The organism is Bradyrhizobium sp. NBAIM08 (assembly GCF_020193935.1).
Classification (GTDB): domain Bacteria; phylum Pseudomonadota; class Alphaproteobacteria; order Rhizobiales; family Xanthobacteraceae; genus Bradyrhizobium; species Bradyrhizobium yuanmingense.
Genome location: NZ_JADYVR010000001.1, coordinates 69362 through 88879 on the forward strand (window position 1 = coordinate 69362; position 19518 = coordinate 88879).

General features: G+C 64.9%; 21 protein-coding genes and 1 pseudogene. 12 read left to right on the forward strand and 10 right to left on the reverse strand.

The window, feature by feature from the left end:
• Nucleotides 1-6: 6 nt before the first annotated feature.
• Nucleotides 7-651, reverse strand: coding sequence for a TetR/AcrR family transcriptional regulator (locus tag I6F37_RS00335; protein ID WP_225149992.1), 645 nt, complete (start codon nt 649-651; stop codon nt 7-9).
• A 105-nt stretch (nt 652-756) separates the two neighbouring features.
• Between I6F37_RS00335 and I6F37_RS00340 the strand changes: the two genes are divergently transcribed.
• Both I6F37_RS00340 and I6F37_RS00345 read left to right on the forward strand, forming a co-directional pair.
• Entirely contained in the window at nt 757-1863 is a 1107-nt protein-coding gene (locus I6F37_RS00340) for an acetylhydrolase (RefSeq protein ID WP_225149994.1), read from the forward strand.
• A gap of 29 nt (nt 1864-1892) precedes the next feature.
• The gene (locus tag I6F37_RS00345) at nt 1893-2708 is read left to right on the forward strand and encodes a DUF3313 domain-containing protein (protein ID WP_306469099.1); all 816 of its coding nucleotides are present in this window, start codon (nt 1893-1895) and stop codon (nt 2706-2708) included.
• A gap of 63 nt (nt 2709-2771) precedes the next feature.
• Here I6F37_RS00345 and I6F37_RS00350 read toward each other — a convergent pair whose 3' ends face one another.
• From I6F37_RS00350 to I6F37_RS00375, 6 genes are all read right to left on the reverse strand, one after another.
• On the reverse strand, nt 2772-3725 hold the full coding sequence (locus I6F37_RS00350; protein WP_225149996.1) for a cytochrome D1 domain-containing protein: 954 nt from the start codon (nt 3723-3725) through the stop codon (nt 2772-2774).
• A 2-nt stretch (nt 3726-3727) separates the two neighbouring features.
• Nucleotides 3728-4291: an SRPBCC family protein gene (locus I6F37_RS00355; RefSeq protein WP_036044199.1), complete on the reverse strand. Its 564-nt coding sequence runs from the start codon at nt 4289-4291 to the stop codon at nt 3728-3730.
• Nucleotides 4292-5329: 1038 nt separating this feature from the next.
• Nucleotides 5330-6097: an AAA family ATPase gene (locus tag I6F37_RS00360; RefSeq protein WP_225147092.1), complete on the reverse strand. Its 768-nt coding sequence runs from the start codon at nt 6095-6097 to the stop codon at nt 5330-5332.
• Nucleotides 6098-6192: 95 nt separating this feature from the next.
• Nucleotides 6193-7053 carry a DUF296 domain-containing protein gene (locus tag I6F37_RS00365; protein ID WP_225149998.1) on the reverse strand — a complete coding sequence of 287 codons (861 nt, stop codon included), beginning with the start codon at nt 7051-7053 and terminating at the stop codon, nt 6193-6195.
• 9 nt (nt 7054-7062) lie between these two features.
• On the reverse strand, nt 7063-8664 hold the full coding sequence (locus I6F37_RS00370; RefSeq protein ID WP_225150000.1) for an acyl-CoA synthetase: 1602 nt from the start codon (nt 8662-8664) through the stop codon (nt 7063-7065).
• Nucleotides 8665-8769: 105 nt separating this feature from the next.
• Nucleotides 8770-9264: a hypothetical protein gene (locus I6F37_RS00375; RefSeq protein WP_225133680.1), complete on the reverse strand. Its 495-nt coding sequence runs from the start codon at nt 9262-9264 to the stop codon at nt 8770-8772.
• Nucleotides 9265-9358: 94 nt separating this feature from the next.
• On the opposite strand from I6F37_RS00375, the gene I6F37_RS00380 reads away from it, so the two are divergent.
• Nucleotides 9359-9718 (forward strand): hypothetical protein, encoded by a 360-nt coding sequence (locus I6F37_RS00380; protein ID WP_109143671.1) that lies wholly within the window; start codon nt 9359-9361, stop codon nt 9716-9718.
• 83 nt (nt 9719-9801) lie between these two features.
• Nucleotides 9802-10077 carry a GNAT family N-acetyltransferase gene (locus I6F37_RS00385; protein ID WP_036028195.1) on the forward strand — a complete coding sequence of 92 codons (276 nt, stop codon included), beginning with the start codon at nt 9802-9804 and terminating at the stop codon, nt 10075-10077.
• Between the two features lie 48 nt (nt 10078-10125).
• Here I6F37_RS00385 and I6F37_RS00390 read toward each other — a convergent pair whose 3' ends face one another.
• A complete protein-coding gene (locus I6F37_RS00390; protein WP_306469064.1) occupies nt 10126-10566 on the reverse strand; it encodes an SPW repeat protein in 441 nt (146 codons plus the stop codon).
• Between the two features lie 276 nt (nt 10567-10842).
• Here I6F37_RS00390 and I6F37_RS00395 point away from each other — a divergent pair.
• A pseudogene (locus I6F37_RS00395) lies at nt 10843-11119 on the forward strand (GNAT family N-acetyltransferase).
• A 54-nt stretch (nt 11120-11173) separates the two neighbouring features.
• On the opposite strand, the gene I6F37_RS00400 reads toward I6F37_RS00395, so the two are convergent.
• Nucleotides 11174-11572 (reverse strand): DUF3597 domain-containing protein, encoded by a 399-nt coding sequence (locus I6F37_RS00400; protein WP_036028199.1) that lies wholly within the window; start codon nt 11570-11572, stop codon nt 11174-11176.
• Nucleotides 11573-11910: 338 nt separating this feature from the next.
• On the opposite strand from I6F37_RS00400, the gene I6F37_RS00405 reads away from it, so the two are divergent.
• The 6 genes from I6F37_RS00405 (at nt 11911) to I6F37_RS00430 (ending at nt 17699) form a co-directional block, all read left to right on the forward strand.
• Nucleotides 11911-12819 (forward strand): DUF2189 domain-containing protein, encoded by a 909-nt coding sequence (locus I6F37_RS00405; RefSeq protein WP_225150002.1) that lies wholly within the window; start codon nt 11911-11913, stop codon nt 12817-12819.
• 119 nt (nt 12820-12938) lie between these two features.
• Nucleotides 12939-13763 (forward strand): lytic murein transglycosylase, encoded by an 825-nt coding sequence (locus I6F37_RS00410; protein WP_225150004.1) that lies wholly within the window; start codon nt 12939-12941, stop codon nt 13761-13763.
• A 479-nt stretch (nt 13764-14242) separates the two neighbouring features.
• Complete coding sequence (locus I6F37_RS00415) at nt 14243-14395, forward strand: DUF1127 domain-containing protein (RefSeq protein ID WP_140979519.1); 153 nt, start codon at nt 14243-14245, stop codon at nt 14393-14395.
• A gap of 127 nt (nt 14396-14522) precedes the next feature.
• Nucleotides 14523-15950 carry a methylenetetrahydrofolate--tRNA-(uracil(54)-C(5))-methyltransferase (FADH(2)-oxidizing) TrmFO gene (gene trmFO / locus I6F37_RS00420; protein WP_225150006.1) on the forward strand — a complete coding sequence of 476 codons (1428 nt, stop codon included), beginning with the start codon at nt 14523-14525 and terminating at the stop codon, nt 15948-15950.
• A 7-nt stretch (nt 15951-15957) separates the two neighbouring features.
• Nucleotides 15958-17052: a serine/threonine protein kinase gene (locus tag I6F37_RS00425; RefSeq protein ID WP_225150008.1), complete on the forward strand. Its 1095-nt coding sequence runs from the start codon at nt 15958-15960 to the stop codon at nt 17050-17052.
• A gap of 95 nt (nt 17053-17147) precedes the next feature.
• Nucleotides 17148-17699 (forward strand): CAP domain-containing protein, encoded by a 552-nt coding sequence (locus I6F37_RS00430; RefSeq protein WP_036028219.1) that lies wholly within the window; start codon nt 17148-17150, stop codon nt 17697-17699.
• A gap of 12 nt (nt 17700-17711) precedes the next feature.
• Here I6F37_RS00430 and I6F37_RS00435 read toward each other — a convergent pair whose 3' ends face one another.
• Nucleotides 17712-18185 carry a VOC family protein gene (locus I6F37_RS00435; RefSeq protein WP_008547150.1) on the reverse strand — a complete coding sequence of 158 codons (474 nt, stop codon included), beginning with the start codon at nt 18183-18185 and terminating at the stop codon, nt 17712-17714.
• A gap of 148 nt (nt 18186-18333) precedes the next feature.
• On the opposite strand from I6F37_RS00435, the gene I6F37_RS00440 reads away from it, so the two are divergent.
• Nucleotides 18334-19512, forward strand: a complete 1179-nt coding sequence (locus I6F37_RS00440; RefSeq protein WP_036028214.1) for an aminotransferase class V-fold PLP-dependent enzyme — start codon at nt 18334-18336, stop codon at nt 19510-19512.
• Nucleotides 19513-19518: the final 6 nt, after the last annotated feature.

Below are 19518 nucleotides of genomic sequence, written 5' to 3' on the forward strand. Positions count from 1 at the left end.
CCTCACTCACTCGCCGGATCGACCGGCAGCCTTGCGCGAGGCTCCCGCTCCGATCTCCCGGTTCAGGCACGCAAAAGCCTCTCTCACGTAGACGGCCAAGGGCCGCTTGCCCTGGTCGCGATTCCAACTGTCCATCGCAAGCCGCAAGGCTCCGACCGACATCATGGCGACCACGCGCAGCGCAGCCTGCCGATGCGGCTGCGGCCACATCTGGGACAGCGCCGCGAACACGGCAGCTTCCTTCTCGACGTATTTCGCCTGCTGCCGGATGCGAAGCGACTCGTTCGCGGACATCAGGCGCTCGATCACTTTTGTTTGCTTGTAATCGACCGGGAAGCGGGCTGTCAGCTCCAGCAGGCCGTTCCTTGCGGCATCGAGCGGCGACTGCTTGGTCGTTTGCTCGAGCACGGCGGCACGCAAGGTCTCGCTGAAACCACCATCCTGCCACGCCAGGAGGATCTCTTCCTTGGACTTGAAGTAGTAGAAGAACGTCCGCCGCGAGATCCCCGCCGCCTCCGCGATCGCGTCGAGCGTGGTGGCATCATAGCCCCTGGTCAGAAACAGTTTAAGGCCCTGCTCGGCGATACGATGCAGCGTTTCGCGCCGCTTCCGCTCGCGCAGGCCTTCCTCCTTCCGGGATGAACTTTTCATGACCTGTTTTGCCATGAAATCGACCAGTTTGCAAAATTACACTAAGTGCAATACGTCGATTACACTCGGTGCGACTTCATACAAGGTGCCTTCATGGTGAACGGGTTGAGCGACACTTCCTCTCAGCATGTGCGATCCGCGCACGCGAATGGCGCGGACGGTGCGAGCGGAGCGACAAGCCTGACCCGACGGCGGTTCGGTGCCGCGCTGCTGGCGGTCGCCGTCACGGCCACGCTCGCCGCGCCTCCAGCCCGGGCGCAGTCCGCGCCCCCCGCGGTCGTCGACTTCGACTGGGTCGATCCGGCGCGTTCGCGGCCCGTTCCGGCGCGCCTGCACTGGCCGGCGGATGTTGCGCCGGGATCGCGCGTGCCGCTCATCGTGTTCTCCCATGGGCTCGGCGGCTCTCGCCGGGGCTACAGCTATCTGGGGCGATATTGGTCGGCCCGCGGCGTCGCCAGCCTGCATGTTCAGCATGCCGGCAGCGATTCCTCGCTCTGGGCGGGCAATCCCCTCGCCGTCGTGGACCGCCTGCAGCGTGCCGCTCACGAGAGCGAGGCGCTGGCGCGAGCCCTGGATCTGCGCTTTGCCCTGGATCGCATGCTGTCGAGTCCCCATGGTGCCCACGTAGACCGCCGGCGCATCATGGCGGCGGGGCATTCCTATGGGGCGAACACGGCGCTTGTTGCGGTTGGCGCCCGCGTGATGCGCGACGGCAAGTGGGTCGAGGCGCGCGACCCGCGCTTTGCCGCCGCCATCGTCATTTCGGCCCCTCCATTCTATGGCGAACCCGATCTTGCCTCGGTGTTGAGCAGGATCACCGTTCCAACCCTGCACGTGACGGCGACGAAGGACGTCATCCAGATCCCCGGATATTACTCACCCGCTGCCGACCGGCTGGAGGTCTTCAACGCTATTGCCACACCGCGCAAGCTGCTTGCCGTGTTCGAAGGCGGCTCGCACAGCATCTTCACCGATCGCTCGTTCACCGGTGGTCCGGCGCTCAACCCGAAGGTGAAGCTCGCGACGGCCGAGCTCACCCTGGCCTTTCTCGACCTGGTTTTCGATGGCAACGGTGGCACGCTGGCGCGCTGGAACGTGACCTGGCAGCCCATGCTCGCCTCGGCGCCGGGCGCCGCACCTTCTCCCCTGCCCGTCGCGCAGTCCCGGCGCGTGGCCCAGGGAGTGGCGACCGGTCTCGTTCCCTCGCCATGAGGTGGCTCGCAGTTGCGGTCTTGAGCTCGATGGCCGCCGGTTGCGCGGCGGCTCCGCTGGAACGAGCGGGGTCGCTGGCCTCCTACGACGATCTCACGCCGTCCGATGGTCTCTTGACCAAGTCGCAGCTCCGGATCAGCAAGGCTGATGTTCTCGCCGCGAAGACCGCTCGCATCGAGCCGACCGCGTTCACGGCGACCGCAGCCAGCCAGCCGTTCACGCCGCAGCAGCGCAGGCTGATCAAGAACGCAATCAACAGAGCGATGTGTCTTGCGCTCAGCGAGCGCTTCCGGATCGTAGCTCCCACGGAGGCTGCGGACTTGAATGTTCGCGCCGTCATCACACAGATTGCGCCGACCGATGCGGCGGCAGCCGGCGTCTCCAAGGTCGCGAGCGTCGTGCCGTCCATCGTCGCTCCCGGCGTGCCCATTCCGGTGCCGCGCCTTCCGATCGGACTGGGAAGCCTGTCCGTCGAGGCCGAGGCCCGTGACCGCAGCGGCAACCAACAGGCGGCCATGATCTGGGCGCGCGGAGCGAACTCCTTCACCAGCGCTCCGCGTGTATCGAGCGATGGCGACGCCTATGACCTGGCCGAGGCTTTCGGAAGCGATTTCGGGAGGTTTCTCGTTGCCGCGGAGAGCCCGTTCGGGAAGGTCCCCACGCCGCCTTCCGTCGACAGATTGAGCGCCTCTCTCGGTGGTGCGCCCAAGGAAGCGATCTGCGAAACATTCGGCCGGGCGCCAGGATTGGCAGGCCTGGCCGGAGAAAGAATCGGGCTGCCGCCGGACTGGACCGACCGAGGCGCGCCGGAGAACACGATCTTGGAAGCGCAGAACGTCAATTGAGCTCTGGCGGAATGGCCGCTTGAATTCGGCCGGCCGGAGCAAGCGGCCTCGGGTTGTGACGAACTACTCCGTCCTGCGCAGGAACGCCCCGAACGCCCTTGGGCCGTCGCCGGTCTTGATCTCGCCGATCACCTTGAGCTCGGCCGCATCGATGATGCTTAGCGTGTTGCTTTCCCAGCAGGCGACAATGACGCGCTTGCCGTCGGCAGTCGCCGCAATGCCTTCGGGATAGTCGCCGACATGGATGCGCTTGACCGGCTTGAGGCCCGCCAGGTCGAACACGCTGACGGTGCCGCCATATTGGTTAGTGACGAAGCCTCGGCCTAGCGTCAGCGCCACCGCATATGGGCGCATGCCGACCGGCACGCGGCCGATCTCGCGGCCTTCCGCGATATCGATCACGGAGACATCGTCGGAGCCGACATTGGCGGTGTAGGCGCGCTTGCCCTCGGCATCGATGGTGACGCCGAACGGGCGGGTGCCGACCTTGATCACGGCCTTGCGTTGGCGCGTTGCCGTTTCCACCACCGAGACGCTGTCGTCGTCGCGGTCCGCCGAGAGCAGCAGCTTGCCGTCGGGCGTCACCGCAAGACCCGACGGCGAGGCGCCGACCGCGATGCTGGCGACAACGCTGCGCGAGGCCGTATCGATCACCCGCACCGCGGCCGCGTACCAATCGGCGACATAGACCGTCTTGCCATCGGGCGCCACGGCAATGCCGAGCGGCCCGCCGCCGACCTCGACGCGGCCGGCGACCTGCCGCGTGGCAGCGTCGACCACCGTCACCGCCTTGGCATCCGGGCTCGTGACATAGGCAAAGCGCCCGTCGGCGCTGACGGCGACGCCGGCCGGCTTGCCGCCGATTGGGATGGTCGCAACGCCGCGCGCGCCAGCGAGATCCACCACCATCAGATCTTCGCTGAGCTGGTTGGTGACGAACGCCTCGTCGGCGCGCGCGCTTCCAAAGCCGGCGTAACAAAGGCTGGCGGCGAGCGCCGCCAGAACCAGCGCTCGCACGATCAGCTGCCGCTCTCGATCTTCTTCTTGAGCGCCTCGAGCCCGGCCTTGTACAGCCCGCTCACGGCCTTGATCGCGGCCTCGTCGCTCAGCTCCGGCGGCGGGTCGTTGTTGGGATAGCCGCGATAGAACGCGCCGGCCCATTCCAGCTTGGCCTTGCCATCAGGCGCGGGCGAGACCGTCAGCGTCGAGGAATAATTGGTCACAGGCAGCACCTTCACGTCGACCTTGGTGATCCGGTACGAATAGCTCTGCATGTCGGGCTCGTATTTGTAGAGCTCCTCCTCGACCGTCCCGCCGCCCGTCAGGGTCAGCTTGCGCGTCGCGCCGATCTCGTTGCCCTTCTCGCCTTCGGTCTTGGTGACCGGCTGGAGCCAGCTCATGTCCTGGAAATTGCCGATCACCGCCCACACCTTGGCGGGGGCCGCGTTGATCTCGATGGATTCCCGCACCTTCTGCCGCGTCGGCCCATGGGCCCAAACCGGCTCGAAGGCGGTCATCAGAGCCATCCCCGCCACCGCCAGCGCCGCCACCCCGGCGATCGCCGGTCCGCTTCTCATCCTCATCTCGTTTCCTCGTTTCTCAATCTGCGCGACTTGGAACGCGCGCTGAGGTCATGCTAGCGCATTTTTGGGCCATGGGGAGACCCGTTCGTGGCACGGCGGTGGCAAAGCCAATGCACACCATTGGTTGGGTTGGCGGACGGGTAAAACACCAGACCGGGGTCAATCATGCCAAGCCGAAATAATTCGCTTTACTCGAATTCGGAATTATCGCATGTTGCGGCCACCCCAACCCGGGCCGAGGGGCGCATCGCGATCGTCACGAACGCGGGATGGGAGGTGGTGGACGCAGGCAGCGTCGCGCGCAAGCGGTTTGCAGGGCGGATCACTCCGTGAGCAGGCGAGGCGCGCACACGACGGGCGCAGTCTGCGTACGGCAAAATCGTGTGGTCCTGGCGCCCGGGGTCTGTGCGCCAAGGCTTGCGGTGACGTTGCGGGCCGACCGGGCCCGCACCGTCAGTCATCCGCAAGGCGACGGGGGCAATAGTGCATCGCTCCCCGGGGAGAGCACGACATAAGCCGTCAACCCACTGCGCAGGGAAGGCCGGATGTTTGGCTTCACCTGTATGCCGCTGTGCAGCTTTTTCAAGCACACGCTTCGCACAGTGGACCGCGGGTGCCAGCCGGCACCCGGCCTTCCCTGCGCCCTCGGCATTTTTGAGGGTGACGAATGCAGCAAAGCTCGGGCGGACTCTGCCGCGAGGATGTGAAGCCGCGCCAGCGAATTGATAACGGTCTCGTGCCACAGACGCTGCGCAGCACCATAAGCGCGTTCACGCGCGTCTTCGACGCTATGGTGATGCGCTGCAGAACCGGAGCCAATGCATCCGCGATGCTGCGGCTTTCTGAGTCCCGGCTCTGCGCCGCAATGCTCACGCGTTGCAGCTTGACCGGGACACGGGAGTTGGCGCACTGCTGCTCCACACTCCGTCATTGCGAGCGCAGCGAAGCAATCCAGACTGCTGCCGCGGAAAGATTCTGGATTGCTTCGCTGCGCTCGCAACGACGACAGAGAGAGCTACTGTTACAGGATTCCCTCACCTAGTCCCCCAGCGTTGCCTCCACGAACCCGCGCGGATCGACACAAAACTCACGCATCAACCGGTAATGGTCGGTCTGCTCCACCGTGACAGGCTCGAGGCCGTATTTGCCGAGCCGCAGCAGCCGCGCGTTGGGATAGGCCATGAGCATCGGCGAATGCGTTGCCATGATGACCTGGCAGATGCGGGAGTCTTCCATGCGCCGCAGTAGCTTGAGGAATTCGATCTGGCGCGCCGGCGACAGCGCCGATTCCGGCTCGTCGAAGATGAAGATGCCCTGGCGCTGGCAACGCTCCTCGAAGAAGCGCAGAAAACCTTCGCCATGGGAGTGCGACAAGAAATCGGGACCGACCTGGCCGGCGTCGCGCGCAGCCTTGTCCAGATATCGCGCGACCGAGAAAAAGCTCTCCGCACGAAAGAACCAGCCGTTGGTGATCTTCGGCAGCCAGCTTGCGCGCAGCGCCTTGGAGAGTTGGCCGCCCATCTCCTCGCGCGCTTCGGAATGATCGACCGGCTTGTAGCCCTTGCCGCCTCCGGCATCGTCATATCCGGCGAGCGCTGCGATGCCTTCGAGGATGGTCGACTTCCCGGTGCCGTTCTCTCCAACGATGATCGTGATGGGGCTGTCGAAGCTAAGCTCGAAATCATCAGGGAAGATGGGCAAGCAAAACGGATAGGCCTCGCGGTCGCGAACCTGCGACGGGTCGAGCCATACCCGCTTCAGATACGGCGCTGGCAGGTTGATCGTTCGATTGCCTCTCCGTGCCATGGCTTCCTGCCGATGCTCGCATCCGCGACGGAACATAACAGGAACATTTCGATTGCAAAAGCGCTATCTTGCACCCGCCCCGTCACGCTGGCGAGCTAGTCCCCTGCCTCCAGCACCAGCTCCATCGTCATCAGTACCGGATTGTCGCCACGGATCAGACGCCCCTCCGCAACGCCGCCGGTATAGTCGATCAGGGCGACATCGAGCGCAGCTTCCAGCGCGCCGGAGGCGCCGGGCGCGATTGTCCCTGCCGTAATCGCCAGCTCCGTCGCAAACGGCTCGGTCACGCCGCCATGGCTGAAGCGCGCGCCGATGGTCGATCCGACGCCGCCATGGATCTTCGCGCGGGCGATGCCGTTCGTGCGGCAGAACGCTTCGAGTGCGCCGGCAAAATCCTGGTTCGGGCGCAGGCGGAGCGCGAAGGCGCGGCTCGTCGTGCGCACGCCGGTGCTTGCAGCCGCGACCGGTCCGAACAGCTTGAAATTGGTCTCCGCATCAGGCTCGGCCGTGAACATCGCACCGTCGAGACCGAAGGCCTCGACCTCGAACGGCTCGGCGACGACGGTCTCGTCCGGCATCATGTGGCCGCCGCTCGTCTTGCCGTCAGCCTCCGTCCACAGTCCGTGGCAATGAAAGAACGGCGCACCGTCGCGCGTGCCGAGCGTCATGCTGCCGAGCCTCAAACGCGTCACGCCGGCGGGCCGGAACGTATCGCTGTAGAACGCCGCATTCTCACCGGTCTTCGACAGCGCCGGCATGACATAGGCGAACGGCCCGAGCGCGCCGCGGCGGAAGTTCAGCACGCCGCCGGCAAAGCCCTCCGACGCAAAGCCGCGCCGCGCGGCCTCCAGCAGCGGCAGACCGGCCTGAAGTGTGAACGAGAAAGCGCGTCCCCTCGCCTCCAACCATTGAATGCGTTCGGGAAGCGGCGCGCCCGGCTGCTTGATGCTCCGCATCTGGTGCGCTCAGCTCGCCTTGTCGAGGTCGAGCAGCCCGCGCGCCTCGAGCTCGTCGCGCACCATGCGCTTCGGCACCTTGCCGTAGCCCGATTTCGGCAGCGCGTCCCAGAAGAAGAAGCGCTTCGGCATCTTGTAGCGCGGCACTTTCGGCGACAAGAACGCCGCCATCTCCGCTTCGGTCACCGCCTTCGCGCCTTCTCGGACGACGCAGACGGCGACGCCGACCTCGCCCCAGGTCGCGTCGGGCACGCCGAGCACGGCGACCTCGCCAATCCCGGGATGGGTCAGGATCTTCTCCTCGATCTCGCGCGGATAGATATTGGAGCCGCCGGAGATGTACATGTCCGACGCACGTCCTGTGATGTACACAAAACCCTCCTCGTCCATGTGGCCGAGGTCGCCGGTGCGGAACCAGCCATTGCGGAACGCCTTCGCATTGGCTTCGGGGTTGTCGTAATAGCCGGCGAACACGGCAGGCCCGATCACGCAGATCTCGCCGCTCTGGTTAGCCTTGAGCTCGCGGCCCTCATCGTCCTGAATCGACACCTGCATGCCGGTGCGCTCGAAGCCGCAGGTGCCGATCCTGGCGTGCGGGCCGTCCTCCGGGTCGTGCAGCGCCGCCGGCAGCACGGTGATGTTGCCGGTGACCTCACCGAGGCCAAAATACTGCACGATCACCTTGCCGAGCTTCTTCAACGCCGCCTTCTGGTCCTCGCGATACATCGGCGCGCCCGCATAGATCACGTAGCGCAGCGAGGAATGGTCGTATTTGCCGGCGGCGGGATGCTCGACCATCATCTTCAGGATGGTCGGCACGGTGAAGAGATTGCTGAGGCGATGCGCCTCGATCAGGCGGAACGCCTCGTTGATGTCGAATTTCTCGGTCGGCAGCAGCACGGTGCGCGCGCCGCGCGCGGTCTGCATCAATTGGTGCACGCCGGCACCGTGCGACAACGGTGCCACCACCAGCGAGGCATCCTGCTCGGTCGTGCCGGGCGTCAGATCGGCGAGATGATTGGTAACGACGAATCCCATCTGGCCGTGGGTGAGCACGGCCGCCTTGGAGCGTCCAGTGGTGCCGGAGGTGAAGAAGAACCAGCAGGGATCGTCATGCTCGACCGCGACATTCTCCACAACGGCGCCCGCATGCGAGGCGATCGCATCGGCCACCGAGCGCTCGCCGAACGCGGCCTTGCCGTCGACGCTCCAGGTGAACTCCAGCGCACCGTCCTTCACCGCCGCGGCGTGCTCGGGGAAATCGACATGGCACAGGAACGCCTTGGCGCCGGAGGCCTGCGCGAGATAGCTGACCTCATCAGGCATCAGACGGAAATTGGTGGGCACCCAGACCGCGCCGAGCCGAAACGCGGCGAACATCGAGACAAACATCTCATCGCCATTCTTGGCATGGACGAGGATGCGGTCGCCCTTGGCAATGCCCCGCGCGGCGAGCGCCGCGGCCAGGGCGGAGACCTGCGCATCGATCTCGCGCCAGGTCCAGGACTTGTCCCCCCAAACGAAGCCGGGACGCGCGCCATGCCGCCGCGCATTCTGGGTGAGCATATAGGCGAGATTCATGACGCGGCGGGACATGCGCAGGGGCTGCATCGGGCTTCCTCTTCGACGACGGGCGGCACGCAAGCCGTCCGTTCATTGCAGCCCATTTATCGCCAACGCCGTTGCCCCCGCAAGGCCGGCTGCCGCGGACTTGGCCTACTGCTTGAACGCAAAAGGCGTCGCCGTGATGGCCTTGGTCTTCCAGCAGGCTTGCGGACCAAAGCCGCCGCAGAAACTGCCATGCAGATCGAAGCGGATGGTGCGCGTGGCGCCGCGCTTCACCGGCGCTGCCATGATCTTGTAGCGAAGAACGTAGCCGTCGAACACCTCGCGCAGATTGCCGTCCGGCAGCGTCACCAGGATCTTCATGACGCAGCCGCCGGTTCCGCAATAGGTCGTCTCGCGATCGCCGCATTTGGTGTCCTGGAAATCGACGATGTAGTCCTCACGGCCATCGCCGGTCAGGTCGATCCTGCGCACCGTATCATGCGCGAAGGTCACCTCGCCGCCTTGCTGGCTCTCGCATTCCTCATTGGCAAAGCGCACAGCCTTCTGCACGCCGGGCGGATAATCGGCCGGATTGAACGGCTTTGCGTCGTCGGCACGCGCGCCGGTCACGAGCAAGCTGAGCAGGAGGATCAGATATCGCATTGGTGTTGGTCGCAACCACAAACGATATCGTTCAGGAAATCTTAAACATGATCGACGCAACCTCGCTCAGTTCTCGCGTACAGAGTGCCGCATCATGGTCAAAGCGCCTGCCCTCCTTCTGTTGTCACTGGCGCTCGCCGGATGTGCCGCGACTCCGCAAGCGCATCTGGCATCCGATCTCGCCGTCAAGCCTGCGCGTTATGCCTGGGATGGCGCCGGCGAGGATCCCAACCGGCCCCGCGCCGCCTCGCAGCCGACACGAACCTCCAGCCGCTCCGAGCGCAACAGGTTGCAAGCCGACGCTCAGCCCCATTCGAAGGAACGGTGGCAGGCGCAGGATGGCATCGAGGCCGAACAGGACGCCAGGGTCAGCCGCTCCCTGGTCATCTGCCAGGGCTGCCTCCGCCCGCAGCCGCAGGCCGAAGATTCCAGGCTCGCCAAAGCGACCGATTGAACGGAACAGCTTCGGATTGGAAACCCCGGCCGGACCGCGCGTTACGATCTCGTGCGCGAGGCCGGCAGCTGCAAGGCAATGATATGAGCGACGTCATCAACAACAAGGCCCATCACCGCTATGAGCTCGACGTGGAGGGTCATCTTGCGACCGAGCACTACCGGCTCGACGGCGGTGTCATCACCTTCGAGCACACCGACGTGCCGAAGGAGCTTGGCGGCAAGGGCATTGGCTCGAAGCTGGTGCAAGGCGCGCTCGACCAGGTCCGCGCCGACGGATTGAAGCTGATCCCGCAATGCCCGTTCGTGAAGGCGTGGATCGACAAGCACCCGGACTATGCGGATCTCGTGACACGGTGAGTGCACAGGCCCGCCGCTCGTGGCCGGCGGGCCTGCCGTACTTACGGTCTATTGTCCGTGCTTGAGCAAGTCCTGGTCATTCATATCCCAGTCCTGCCATAGCTGGAGAATGCCGAGCAGCACCACCACCGCACCGAGGGTCGTGTGATAGATGCGGAGAAATCCCTCACCGGAATAGCCGATCACGTATGGCGAGGCGATGAGCCACAGTCCGGCCAGGATCGTCATCACCTCCTGCCAGCGCTGCAAGGCGACATATTCGAGCTGGCTGATGCCAAATACGACGAGACCGATCGCAACGGTGTTCAGGATGGCCGCCTGGTGACCGGAGATCGCCTGATCCTGGATCGGGAACCACGGCGAGGCCACGATCAACGCGCCCAGCAGCATCCCACACCAGTCTTCCCACGTTCGGTGAGTCTTCAAGAAACCAGAATCCGACATCGTACCCTCCTGCAAAAGAGGCATACGTCTGCGGCTGGCGATCATGACACTCCGAATATCTGGCGACCCTGCCGGCCGCATTCGGGCGTATGTCCTTTCCAGGACGTGGGAACCGAACTCCGGCTTGCAAGAGCGGTATCGGGAATTATTTGCCGAGCCGCGGGACCATGCTCGCCGGGCGCCATGGCCATACCGCAGTGCGGTCAGGGCGGCGCGCATTTGCGGATATCTCGTCTGCGCCAATCTCCCCTGGTCCCACCTTGGCAAGGGCCGTGTCAGCCTCTTAGATCAGGAGGCACCTGCAGTTCGGAGGGACCCCGCATGGCGGCTTCGGTACGCGACAACAAGGACAGGAGCCGCTTCGAGCTCGATGTCGGCGACGACATCGCCTTTCGCCAATTACCGGCTGACGCCGTCGGCCGTAATCATCACCCACACCGAGACGCCGCGCGCGTTGCGCGGGCGCGGCATCGGCTCCGAGCTGGTCAAGGGCGCGCTCGACCTGATCCGGCGCGACGGCAAGAAGGTGATCGCCGGCTGCGGCTTCGTCGTCGACTATCTCGATCGGCATCCGGAGGATGCGGATCTGGTCGCCTGAATGCAAAAGGGCCCGCGGCGATCGCGGGCCCCTGCGGCACTACCCCAGGTCCGGTCAGTGCTTGATCTCCGGCGGCAGCTTGCCGCCATTAGCGGCGAGCTTGGACATCACCTGCTTGTGCAGCCAGACGTTCATGCTCGCCGAGTCGTTCATGTCGCCGCTGTAGCCCAGCTCCTTGGCGAGATCCTTGCGCGCAGCGAGGCTGGAATCGATGTCGAGCGCCTTCATGAGGTCGACGATGGAGGTACGCCATTCCAGCTTCTCGCCCTTGTGCGCGGCGGCCGCCTTGTCGACGATCGCCGCCACGTCGACCGCAGCCATGGGTGCGGCGGCCGGCGCCGAAGGACTTGCCGACCCTGCGGGGGCGCCCGGCGAAGCGGCGCCACCGGCCGGCGCAGCGGAGGCCGGCTGGCCGCCGAAGATCGCGCTGATGATTTTCCCGAAAATGCTCATGTCTGCTCCCCGAAAAGGAATGCGTTGGAAGGGCCTTGCGTGGCACTTATAGACGAAGTTGGTGCGCCGCGCCCGCGAAGTTGCGCGAGCGGACAGCAGCATCAGCTTATCTGCGGCGAAATGACGACAGAATGACGCCGCATCGATTGCGCCGCGGCATCGAATTTCACCCAAGCGTGAGGGACAGGACTCGGACTTGGGAGTATGCTTGCCGTTCAGCTCGCGATGCCATCCGGAATTCGCGTCTGGTCGGGATCGCGGGATTTCAAGAGAATGGGCGGCCGCTTGCGCCGTTTGCCGGCGCCGGACGCAGCCGCTTGGCAAGGGAGCAAGCGACCATGGCCACACTCTACCAGGGCAATGTCCCCACGATGGCCCAGCCCACGGATGCGGCTGGACCGGTGATCCGAACCATTCAATTGTCCGATCTGCACGACGCGCTCAGGCGCGGCTGGGAGGATTTCAAGGCCGTTCCGAGCCACGCCATCATTCTCTGCGTGATCTATCCGGTGCTCGGCCTCGTGCTCGCCCGCGTGGTGATGGGCTATTCGGTGCTGCCGCTGCTGTTTCCGCTCGCCGCGGGCTTCGCGCTGCTCGGGCCATTCGCTGCGCTCGGGCTCTACGAGCTTTCCAGCCGGCGCGAGCGCTATGAACCGGCCAGCGCCTGGGATGCCATGGAGGTGCTGCGATCGCCGTCGTTCGGTGCGATGCTCGGCCTCGGTACGTTGCTGCTCGCCCTGTTCGTCACCTGGGTGGCGACCGCGCAGGCGATCTATGTCGCGGCGTTCGGCTACGAGGGCGTCACCGGTTTCTCGGACTTCATCACGCGCGTGCTGACGACGCAGCAAGGGTGGTGGCTGATCGTGGTTGGCTGCGGCACCGGATTTCTGTTCGCGCTCGCCGCACTGGGCCTCAGCGTCGTGTCATTCCCCTTGATGCTCGATCGTCATGCCGGCGCGTTCGAGGCGATGAGCACCTCGCTGCGCGTTGTCGCGAAAAACCCGGTGCCGATGGCAGCCTGGGGCCTGATCGTGGCGGTGCTGCTCGCGCTCGGCACGCTCCCGGCCTTCCTCGGCCTCGCCGTTGTGGTCCCGCTGCTCGGGCACGCCACGTGGCACCTTTACCGCAAGGTGATCGCGTCCGATCCGGGCGCACGTCCGGTCCCCCCTCCGCCGCATCGGCCGCGCAAGCCGGCCGCCGACTTCCCGGCCAACCTTTTCCCGTGGCGGAATCGGACTGACGTCTGACAATCTCGTGACGTGCGGCCCTGGCCGGTTCAGACAGGGCCGCACGCCTTGCTTTGGCCGCGGTTACAGCCGAGATTATGCTGCCGGTCAGGTCAATTCACGGAAATCCATTTCATCTGATGACTCCGACGATTTCTCGTCTTGCTCTCGCAGCCTTGGCCGTCTCCGCGTCCCTTCTCTCAGTCCAGCCAGCGCCCGCCGCGGTTGCCTGCGACTCGGGCAATTTCGACGCTTGGCTGGCTGATTTCAAAACCGACGCTGCGGCGAAGGGCATCTCGCAGCAGACCATCACTGCCGGGCTTGCCGGCGTCACGTTCGACCAGAGCGTGCTCAACCGCGACCGCTCGCAAAAGGTCTTTACCCAGAGTTTCGAGGAGTTCTCCGGCCGCATGGTGCCGCCACGCTTGGAGCGCGGCTCCAACAGGATGAAGCAATACGGCTCGGTGCTGTCGCGCATCGAGCAGGCCTATGGCGTGCCGGGCGAAGTCCTGGTCGCGATCTGGGGCCTGGAGACCGATTTCGGCGTCAACACCGGAAAGTTTGCAACGATCCGCTCGCTTGCAACGCTCGCTTACGATTGCCGTCGCTCCGAGCAGTTTCGCGCCGAGCTGTTGGATGCGTTGCGCATCGTCCAGCGCGGCGATCTTGCGCCTGGCGACATGAAAGGCGCCTGGGCCGGCGAGCTCGGCCAGACCCAGTTCATGCCGTCATCCTGGATGAAATATGCCATCGACTTCGACGGCAACGGCAAGCGCGATCTTCTGCATAACGTGCCCGACGTGCTCGCCTCCACGGCCAATTATCTGGTCGGCTATGGCTGGCAGAAGGGCAAGGACTGGCAGCCGGGCAGCCCGAACTTTGAGGTGCTCAAGCAGTGGAACAAGAGCGAGGTCTACTCCAAGACCGTGGCCTATTTTGCCGCACAGCTCGCACGCGCCCCTTAGATCTCAGCCCAGCCGAAGCGCGCCGAATCGCCGCTGCCGAACCCCGGCAAGCGGGCCTAGCCTGTAGCGGCGCCAGCGCACCGCTCATGGGCGCATTTTCGGTATCAAATGGATCTGAAAGTGAATCCATATTCATATAATAGCGTCGCGTCCTATGCGAATCAGGCAGGCATGACTTGAGTCTATAAGCTGCTGGGTTGAACTTGCTGGCCGCTTATAGGCAACCTATTTCCGCGATGACCTAGATCAATCTTTGACATAAACCCGTTATTTCACGGGCACTTATCGCCGACACCGGACGACCTTGGCCAAGCTCTGGGCGCGAGCGCCTTCCGGTTAATCATCCGTTACGTACGCCATGCGCATAGCGCTTAGCTGCATCGCAACATCGGAACTTTCGCACTGCACCACTCTCACCTATATTCATTTCAACGATGAGGCCTCAAGCAAAGGCTGAATCGAACTACAGGAGACTACCAATGCTGCTCTCGCTCATCCGCATGATCCACGCCTTCCGGGACTATCAGCGCAATGTTGCCGAGCTGTCCCAGCTCAGCGATCGCGAATTGGCCGATATCGGCCTCGATCGCTCGGACATCCCGCGCGTTGCCGCCGGTCAGTATCAGGGCTGATATCCTTCAGCCCTTCACTAGAACGGACCGATAGCGCCCGCCTCGTGCGGGCGTTGTCGCATCTGGTGGCAGAAAACTCGATCTCGGCGATTCCACTCTCCGCCGAAAAGCGCTACCTGTCCGCCCCATGACAGGACCCCAATCCAACCTCGTCCACGTGATCGGTGCCGGCCTCGCCGGTTCGGAAGCTGCCTGGCAGATTGCGAAGTCCGGCGTGCCCGTGGTGCTGCACGAGATGCGGCCGACCCGCATGACCGAGGCGCACCGCACCGACGGACTTGCCGAGCTCGTCTGCTCCAACTCGTTCCGCTCGGATGACGCGGCCAACAACGCCGTCGGCCTGCTGCATGCGGAGATGCGCCGCCTCGGCTCGCTGATCATGCGCGCGGCCGACGCCAACCAGGTGCCCGCCGGCGGCGCACTCGCGGTCGATCGCGAGGGCTTCTCGGCGGCCGTCACCAAGGCGCTGAACGATCATCCCCTGATCGAGATCGCACGCGATGAGGTCGCCGGCCTGCCGCCGGCCGCGTGGAGCAGCGTCATTGTTGCCACCGGCCCCCTCACCTCCGCGCCGCTGGCCGACGCCATCCGCGAGCTGACCGACGAGAACGCGCTCGCCTTCTTCGACGCCATCGCGCCGATCGTGCACCGCGAATCCATCGACATGTCGGTAGCCTGGTTCCAATCGCGCTACGACAAGGTCGGCCCCGGCGGCAACGGTGCCGACTACATCAACTGCCCCATGACCAAGGAGCAGTATGAGGGCTTCGTCGCCGCACTGATCGCCGGCGAGAAGACCGAGTTCAAGGAATGGGAGACCAACACGCCCTATTTCGACGGCTGCCTGCCGATCGAGGTGATGGCTGAACGTGGCCCCGAGACGCTGCGCCATGGTCCCATGAAGCCGGTCGGCCTCACCAACCCGCACGATCCCACCACGAAACCGTACGCGATCGTGCAACTGCGCCAGGACAACAAGCTCGGCACGCTCTACAACATCGTCGGCTTCCAGACCAAGCTGAAGTATGGCGAGCAGCAGCGCATCTTCCGCACCATTCCGGGGTTGGAGAACGCCGAATTCGCCCGCCTCGGCGGCCTGCATCGCAACACCTTCCTGAACTCGCCGAAGCTGCTCGACGGCCAGCTGCGGCTGCGCGCACAGACGCGGCTGCGCTTCGCCGGCCAGATGACGGGCTGCGAAGGCTATGTGGAGTCCGCCAGCGTCGGCTTGATCGCGGGTCTCTATGCAGCCGCGGAAGCGCGCGGCGAGACGCTTGTCAGCCCGCCGGCTACGACCGCACTGGGATCGCTGCTCGGTCACATCACCGGCGGCCATATCGAGACCATCGAGCCGGGCACGCGCTCGTTCCAGCCGATGAACATCAATTTCGGCCTGTTTCCACCGCTCACGAGCGTGCCAACGAAGAAGCCCGACGGCACGCGGCTGCGCGGCAACGAGAAGACGGTGGCCAAGAAGCAGGCGCTGAGCGCACGGGCGCTCGCCGATCTCGATCGCTGGATCGCCGATCACCTGCGCATTGCCGCCGCCGCGTGAGTTTGCAATGAGCTTGCCCAAAGACGACGCCGAAGAGCTGTCGGCGCGCTGGACCGAAGGCGTGATGCTCAAGCGCGACGTGTTCTCGACCGTCGAGCGCGGCCGTTTCCGCAGCGAAAGCGGCGAGATCGACGCGGTGCTGCGCCGGCTCGACGAGGTGCCATGGTGGTCGTTTCTGCTGGCACGCCACCTGTTCGCCCGCGAGAAGCAGGCCCTGGTGCGGGCCAAAGGCCTCGACGTCGGCCCCGAGCTGCTCTGGGCCGGGCGCCGCGCTCTGGTGCGCGGCTTCGTCGACGGCGTCGCGCTGCACCTGGCAAAGCCCCATGGCGATGTCGCCTATTTCCGCTCCGCCAAGGCCGCACTGCGTCGGCTGCGCCGCGCCGGCATCTGCCACAACGATCTCGCCAAGGAGCAGAACTGGCTGGTCGGCCGCGACGGCCGCGCCTATGTCACCGACTTCCAGCTCGCCGCGTGCTTCAAGCGCCGCGGCCGGCTCTATCGCATCCTCGCCTATGAGGACCTCCGGCATCTGCTCAAGCACAAGCGCTCCTACGCGCCCGAGGCGCTGACGCCGCGAGAGCGAAAGATCCTGGCGAGGAAGTCGTTCGCCGCGAGCCTATGGCTCGCCACCGGCAAGAAGGTCTATCGCGCCATCACCCGCGGCCTGTTCAACTTCACCGATCGCGAGGGCGGCGGCCGTCGGCTCGTCAACGACGCGCCGGTGCTGGCCGAGCTGATCCGCCGGAATCCCGCCGTGCGCGACGCCGCCATCGTCGCCTTTGCCGACCGTCGCTCCGGTGTCGGGCTTTACGCCTTCGTCGAAGCCGATCAGGCCGCGCTCGAGGGCCAGCTCCGCAGCGAGCTTGCCGCCTCCAAGGGACCGAAGCCGCCCGAGCACATCCAGGTCGTGCACGCCCTGCCACGCAACGCCAGCGGCAAGCCACGCATCGAGGTCCTGCAACTGGTCGCCATGAACCAGCTCGACCTGATCGAGCCGATGATGAAGAACGAGCAGGATCGCGCCTTCCTCAAGGATATCCTGGAGCAGCGCAAGAACCTGCGCGACCGCTTCAATTTCGAGGCGAAGCTCCCGACGAGCTAGCGCGGAATCTGCGCCTTGAAGCCTCCACAATGGCGATCGAGAAGCGCTTGGATCAGGAAGGGTTGGCAGAGATCATGGGCGCTCGGGGGACGATGATGCATCGTATGGTTGGCGGAACGATCGCCGGCCTTGTGCTGCTGGCAGGGGCGCCTGCGCTGGCCGACTCACCGGCGGAGCTGATCTCCAGCTTCCGTCTCAAGCATGGTGAGGCCCGCGTCGTGCGCGACGCCACCCTCGATCGCATCGCCATGGATCAGGCCCGCGCGATGGCGGCGAAGGACGACCTCAGCCACGACACACTCGGCCCATTCAACCGCCGCGTCGCACCGGCCGGCGCGGGCCGCGCCGCAGAGAACATCGCCTACGGCTACGACAGTTTCGACAAGACGCTGGGCCAGTGGATCGACTCCTCCGGGCACCGCAAGAACCTGTTGCTGCACAATGCCTCCCGCGTCGGCATTGCCAGCGCCAAGAATGCGAGTGGCAAGCGCACCTATTGGGCCATGGTCATCGCCGGCGACTACGAGAAGGGCAAAGGCAAGAAAAAGGACAAGGAGCCCGTCGTCGCGGTGAAGCGCGAGGTACCGCCCGCGAGCAAGCCGAAGTCCGGCAACTGTCACGTCAAGCTGCTCGGCCTCTGCATCTGAGGCGCGACCGTCTCAGCCGCGGCGCGCGGCTTCGATCGCGGCGACGTCGATCTTCGTCATCCCCATCATCGCATCGAAGGCGCGCTTGGCCTCCGTGCCACCGGCGGCCAGCGCCTCGGTCAGCACCCGCGGCGTGATCTGCCAGGAGACTCCCCATCTATCCTTGCACCAGCCGCACGCACTCTCCTGCCCGCCATTGCCGACGATGGCGTTCCAGTAGCGATCGGTCTCCGCCTGATCGTCGGTGGCGATCTGGAACGAGAAGGCCTCGTTGTGCTTGAAGACGGGTCCGCCATTGAGACCGAGACAGGCAACGCCGGCTACCGTGAACTCGACGGTCAGGACATCGCCTGCCTTGCCGGACGGATAGTCGCTGGGCGCGCGATGGACCGCACTCACCGCGCTGTCGGGAAACGTCTCGGCATAGAAGCGGGCCGCGGCTTCAGCATCCTTGTCGTACCAGAGGCAGATCGTGTTCTTTGCCATTGGGTATTCCCTGTGATTCCGTGCCAGATTGCGCTTCCGATCAGCATAGGCATCCCGATCTGCATGCTCCAGCTGGAACAGTCGTTTGCCCGAGCTTGCTCGCGTGCGTCATTGTGTCTACGAGGAACCTGAAGATGGAGGCTCTGACGTGATCGACATCAACCAGATTCGTGCCGACACGCCTGCTGCCTCCCGGCTCGCGTATCTCCACAATGCCGGTGCGGCTCTCATGCCCGCGCCCGTCGTCGCGGCGATGAAGGGACATATCGATCTCGAGAGCGAGATCGGCGGCTATGCCGCAGCCGATCGCGCGTCAGATCGGCTCGAAGCCGTTTACGGCTCAGTGGCCCGGCTCCTGAACGCATCGCCGGATGAAATCGCCCTGGTGGAGAACGCGACGGTTGCCTGGCAGATGGCGTTCTATTCGCTTTCATTTCGAGAGGGCGACCGGATCCTGACGGCCGAAGCGGAGTACGCCGCCAACTATGTTGCGTTTCTTCAGGCCGCCAAACGCACAGGCGCGGTCATCGATGTGGTGCCGAGCGATGCGACGGGCGAGTTCGATGTCGGCGCACTCGAACGTATGATCGACGAACGCGTGAAGCTGATCGCCATCACCTGGGTTCCGACCAATGGCGGGCTGACCAATCCCGCAGCGGCCATCGGCAGAATTGCGCGAGCACACGGCATCCCCTATCTGCTCGATGCCTGCCAGGCGGTCGGCCAGATGGAGGTCGACGTCGAGGCCATCGGCTGCGACATGCTGTCGGCCACGGGACGCAAATTCCTGCGGGGACCGCGTGGTACCGGCTTTCTCTATGTGCGCGGGGCGCTCCTGCAGCAGCTCGAGCCACCGATGATCGACCATTTTGCAGCGCCCTGGGTCTCGCGCGATGAATATCGGCTCCGCGACGATGCCCGCCGCTTCGAGACATGGGAGAATAATTACGCCGCCCGGCTTGGGCTCGGCGCTGCCGTCGATTATGCGCTCGACATCGGCATGGATGCCATCGAGGAGCGCTGCCGGCTGCTCGCGGGCCGCCTTCGCAGCGGCCTCGCTTCCATTCGCGGCATCACTATTCACGACCTTGGCCGCAAGCCTGGCGCCATCGTCAGCTTCACTTTGGATGGATATGAAGCGGAGGCCATTGTCAGCAGCGCCGCGGCGGCGGGCATCACAATCGGCGCTTCAGACCCGTCGAGTACCCGCATCGATGCCGAGAACCGCGAGCTGCCGCCGCTCGTCCGAGCTTCCCCCCACTACTACAACACCCAAGCCGAGATCGACCGGCTGATCGACCACGTCGCGGATTTGGCGTCACGTTAGCGCGTG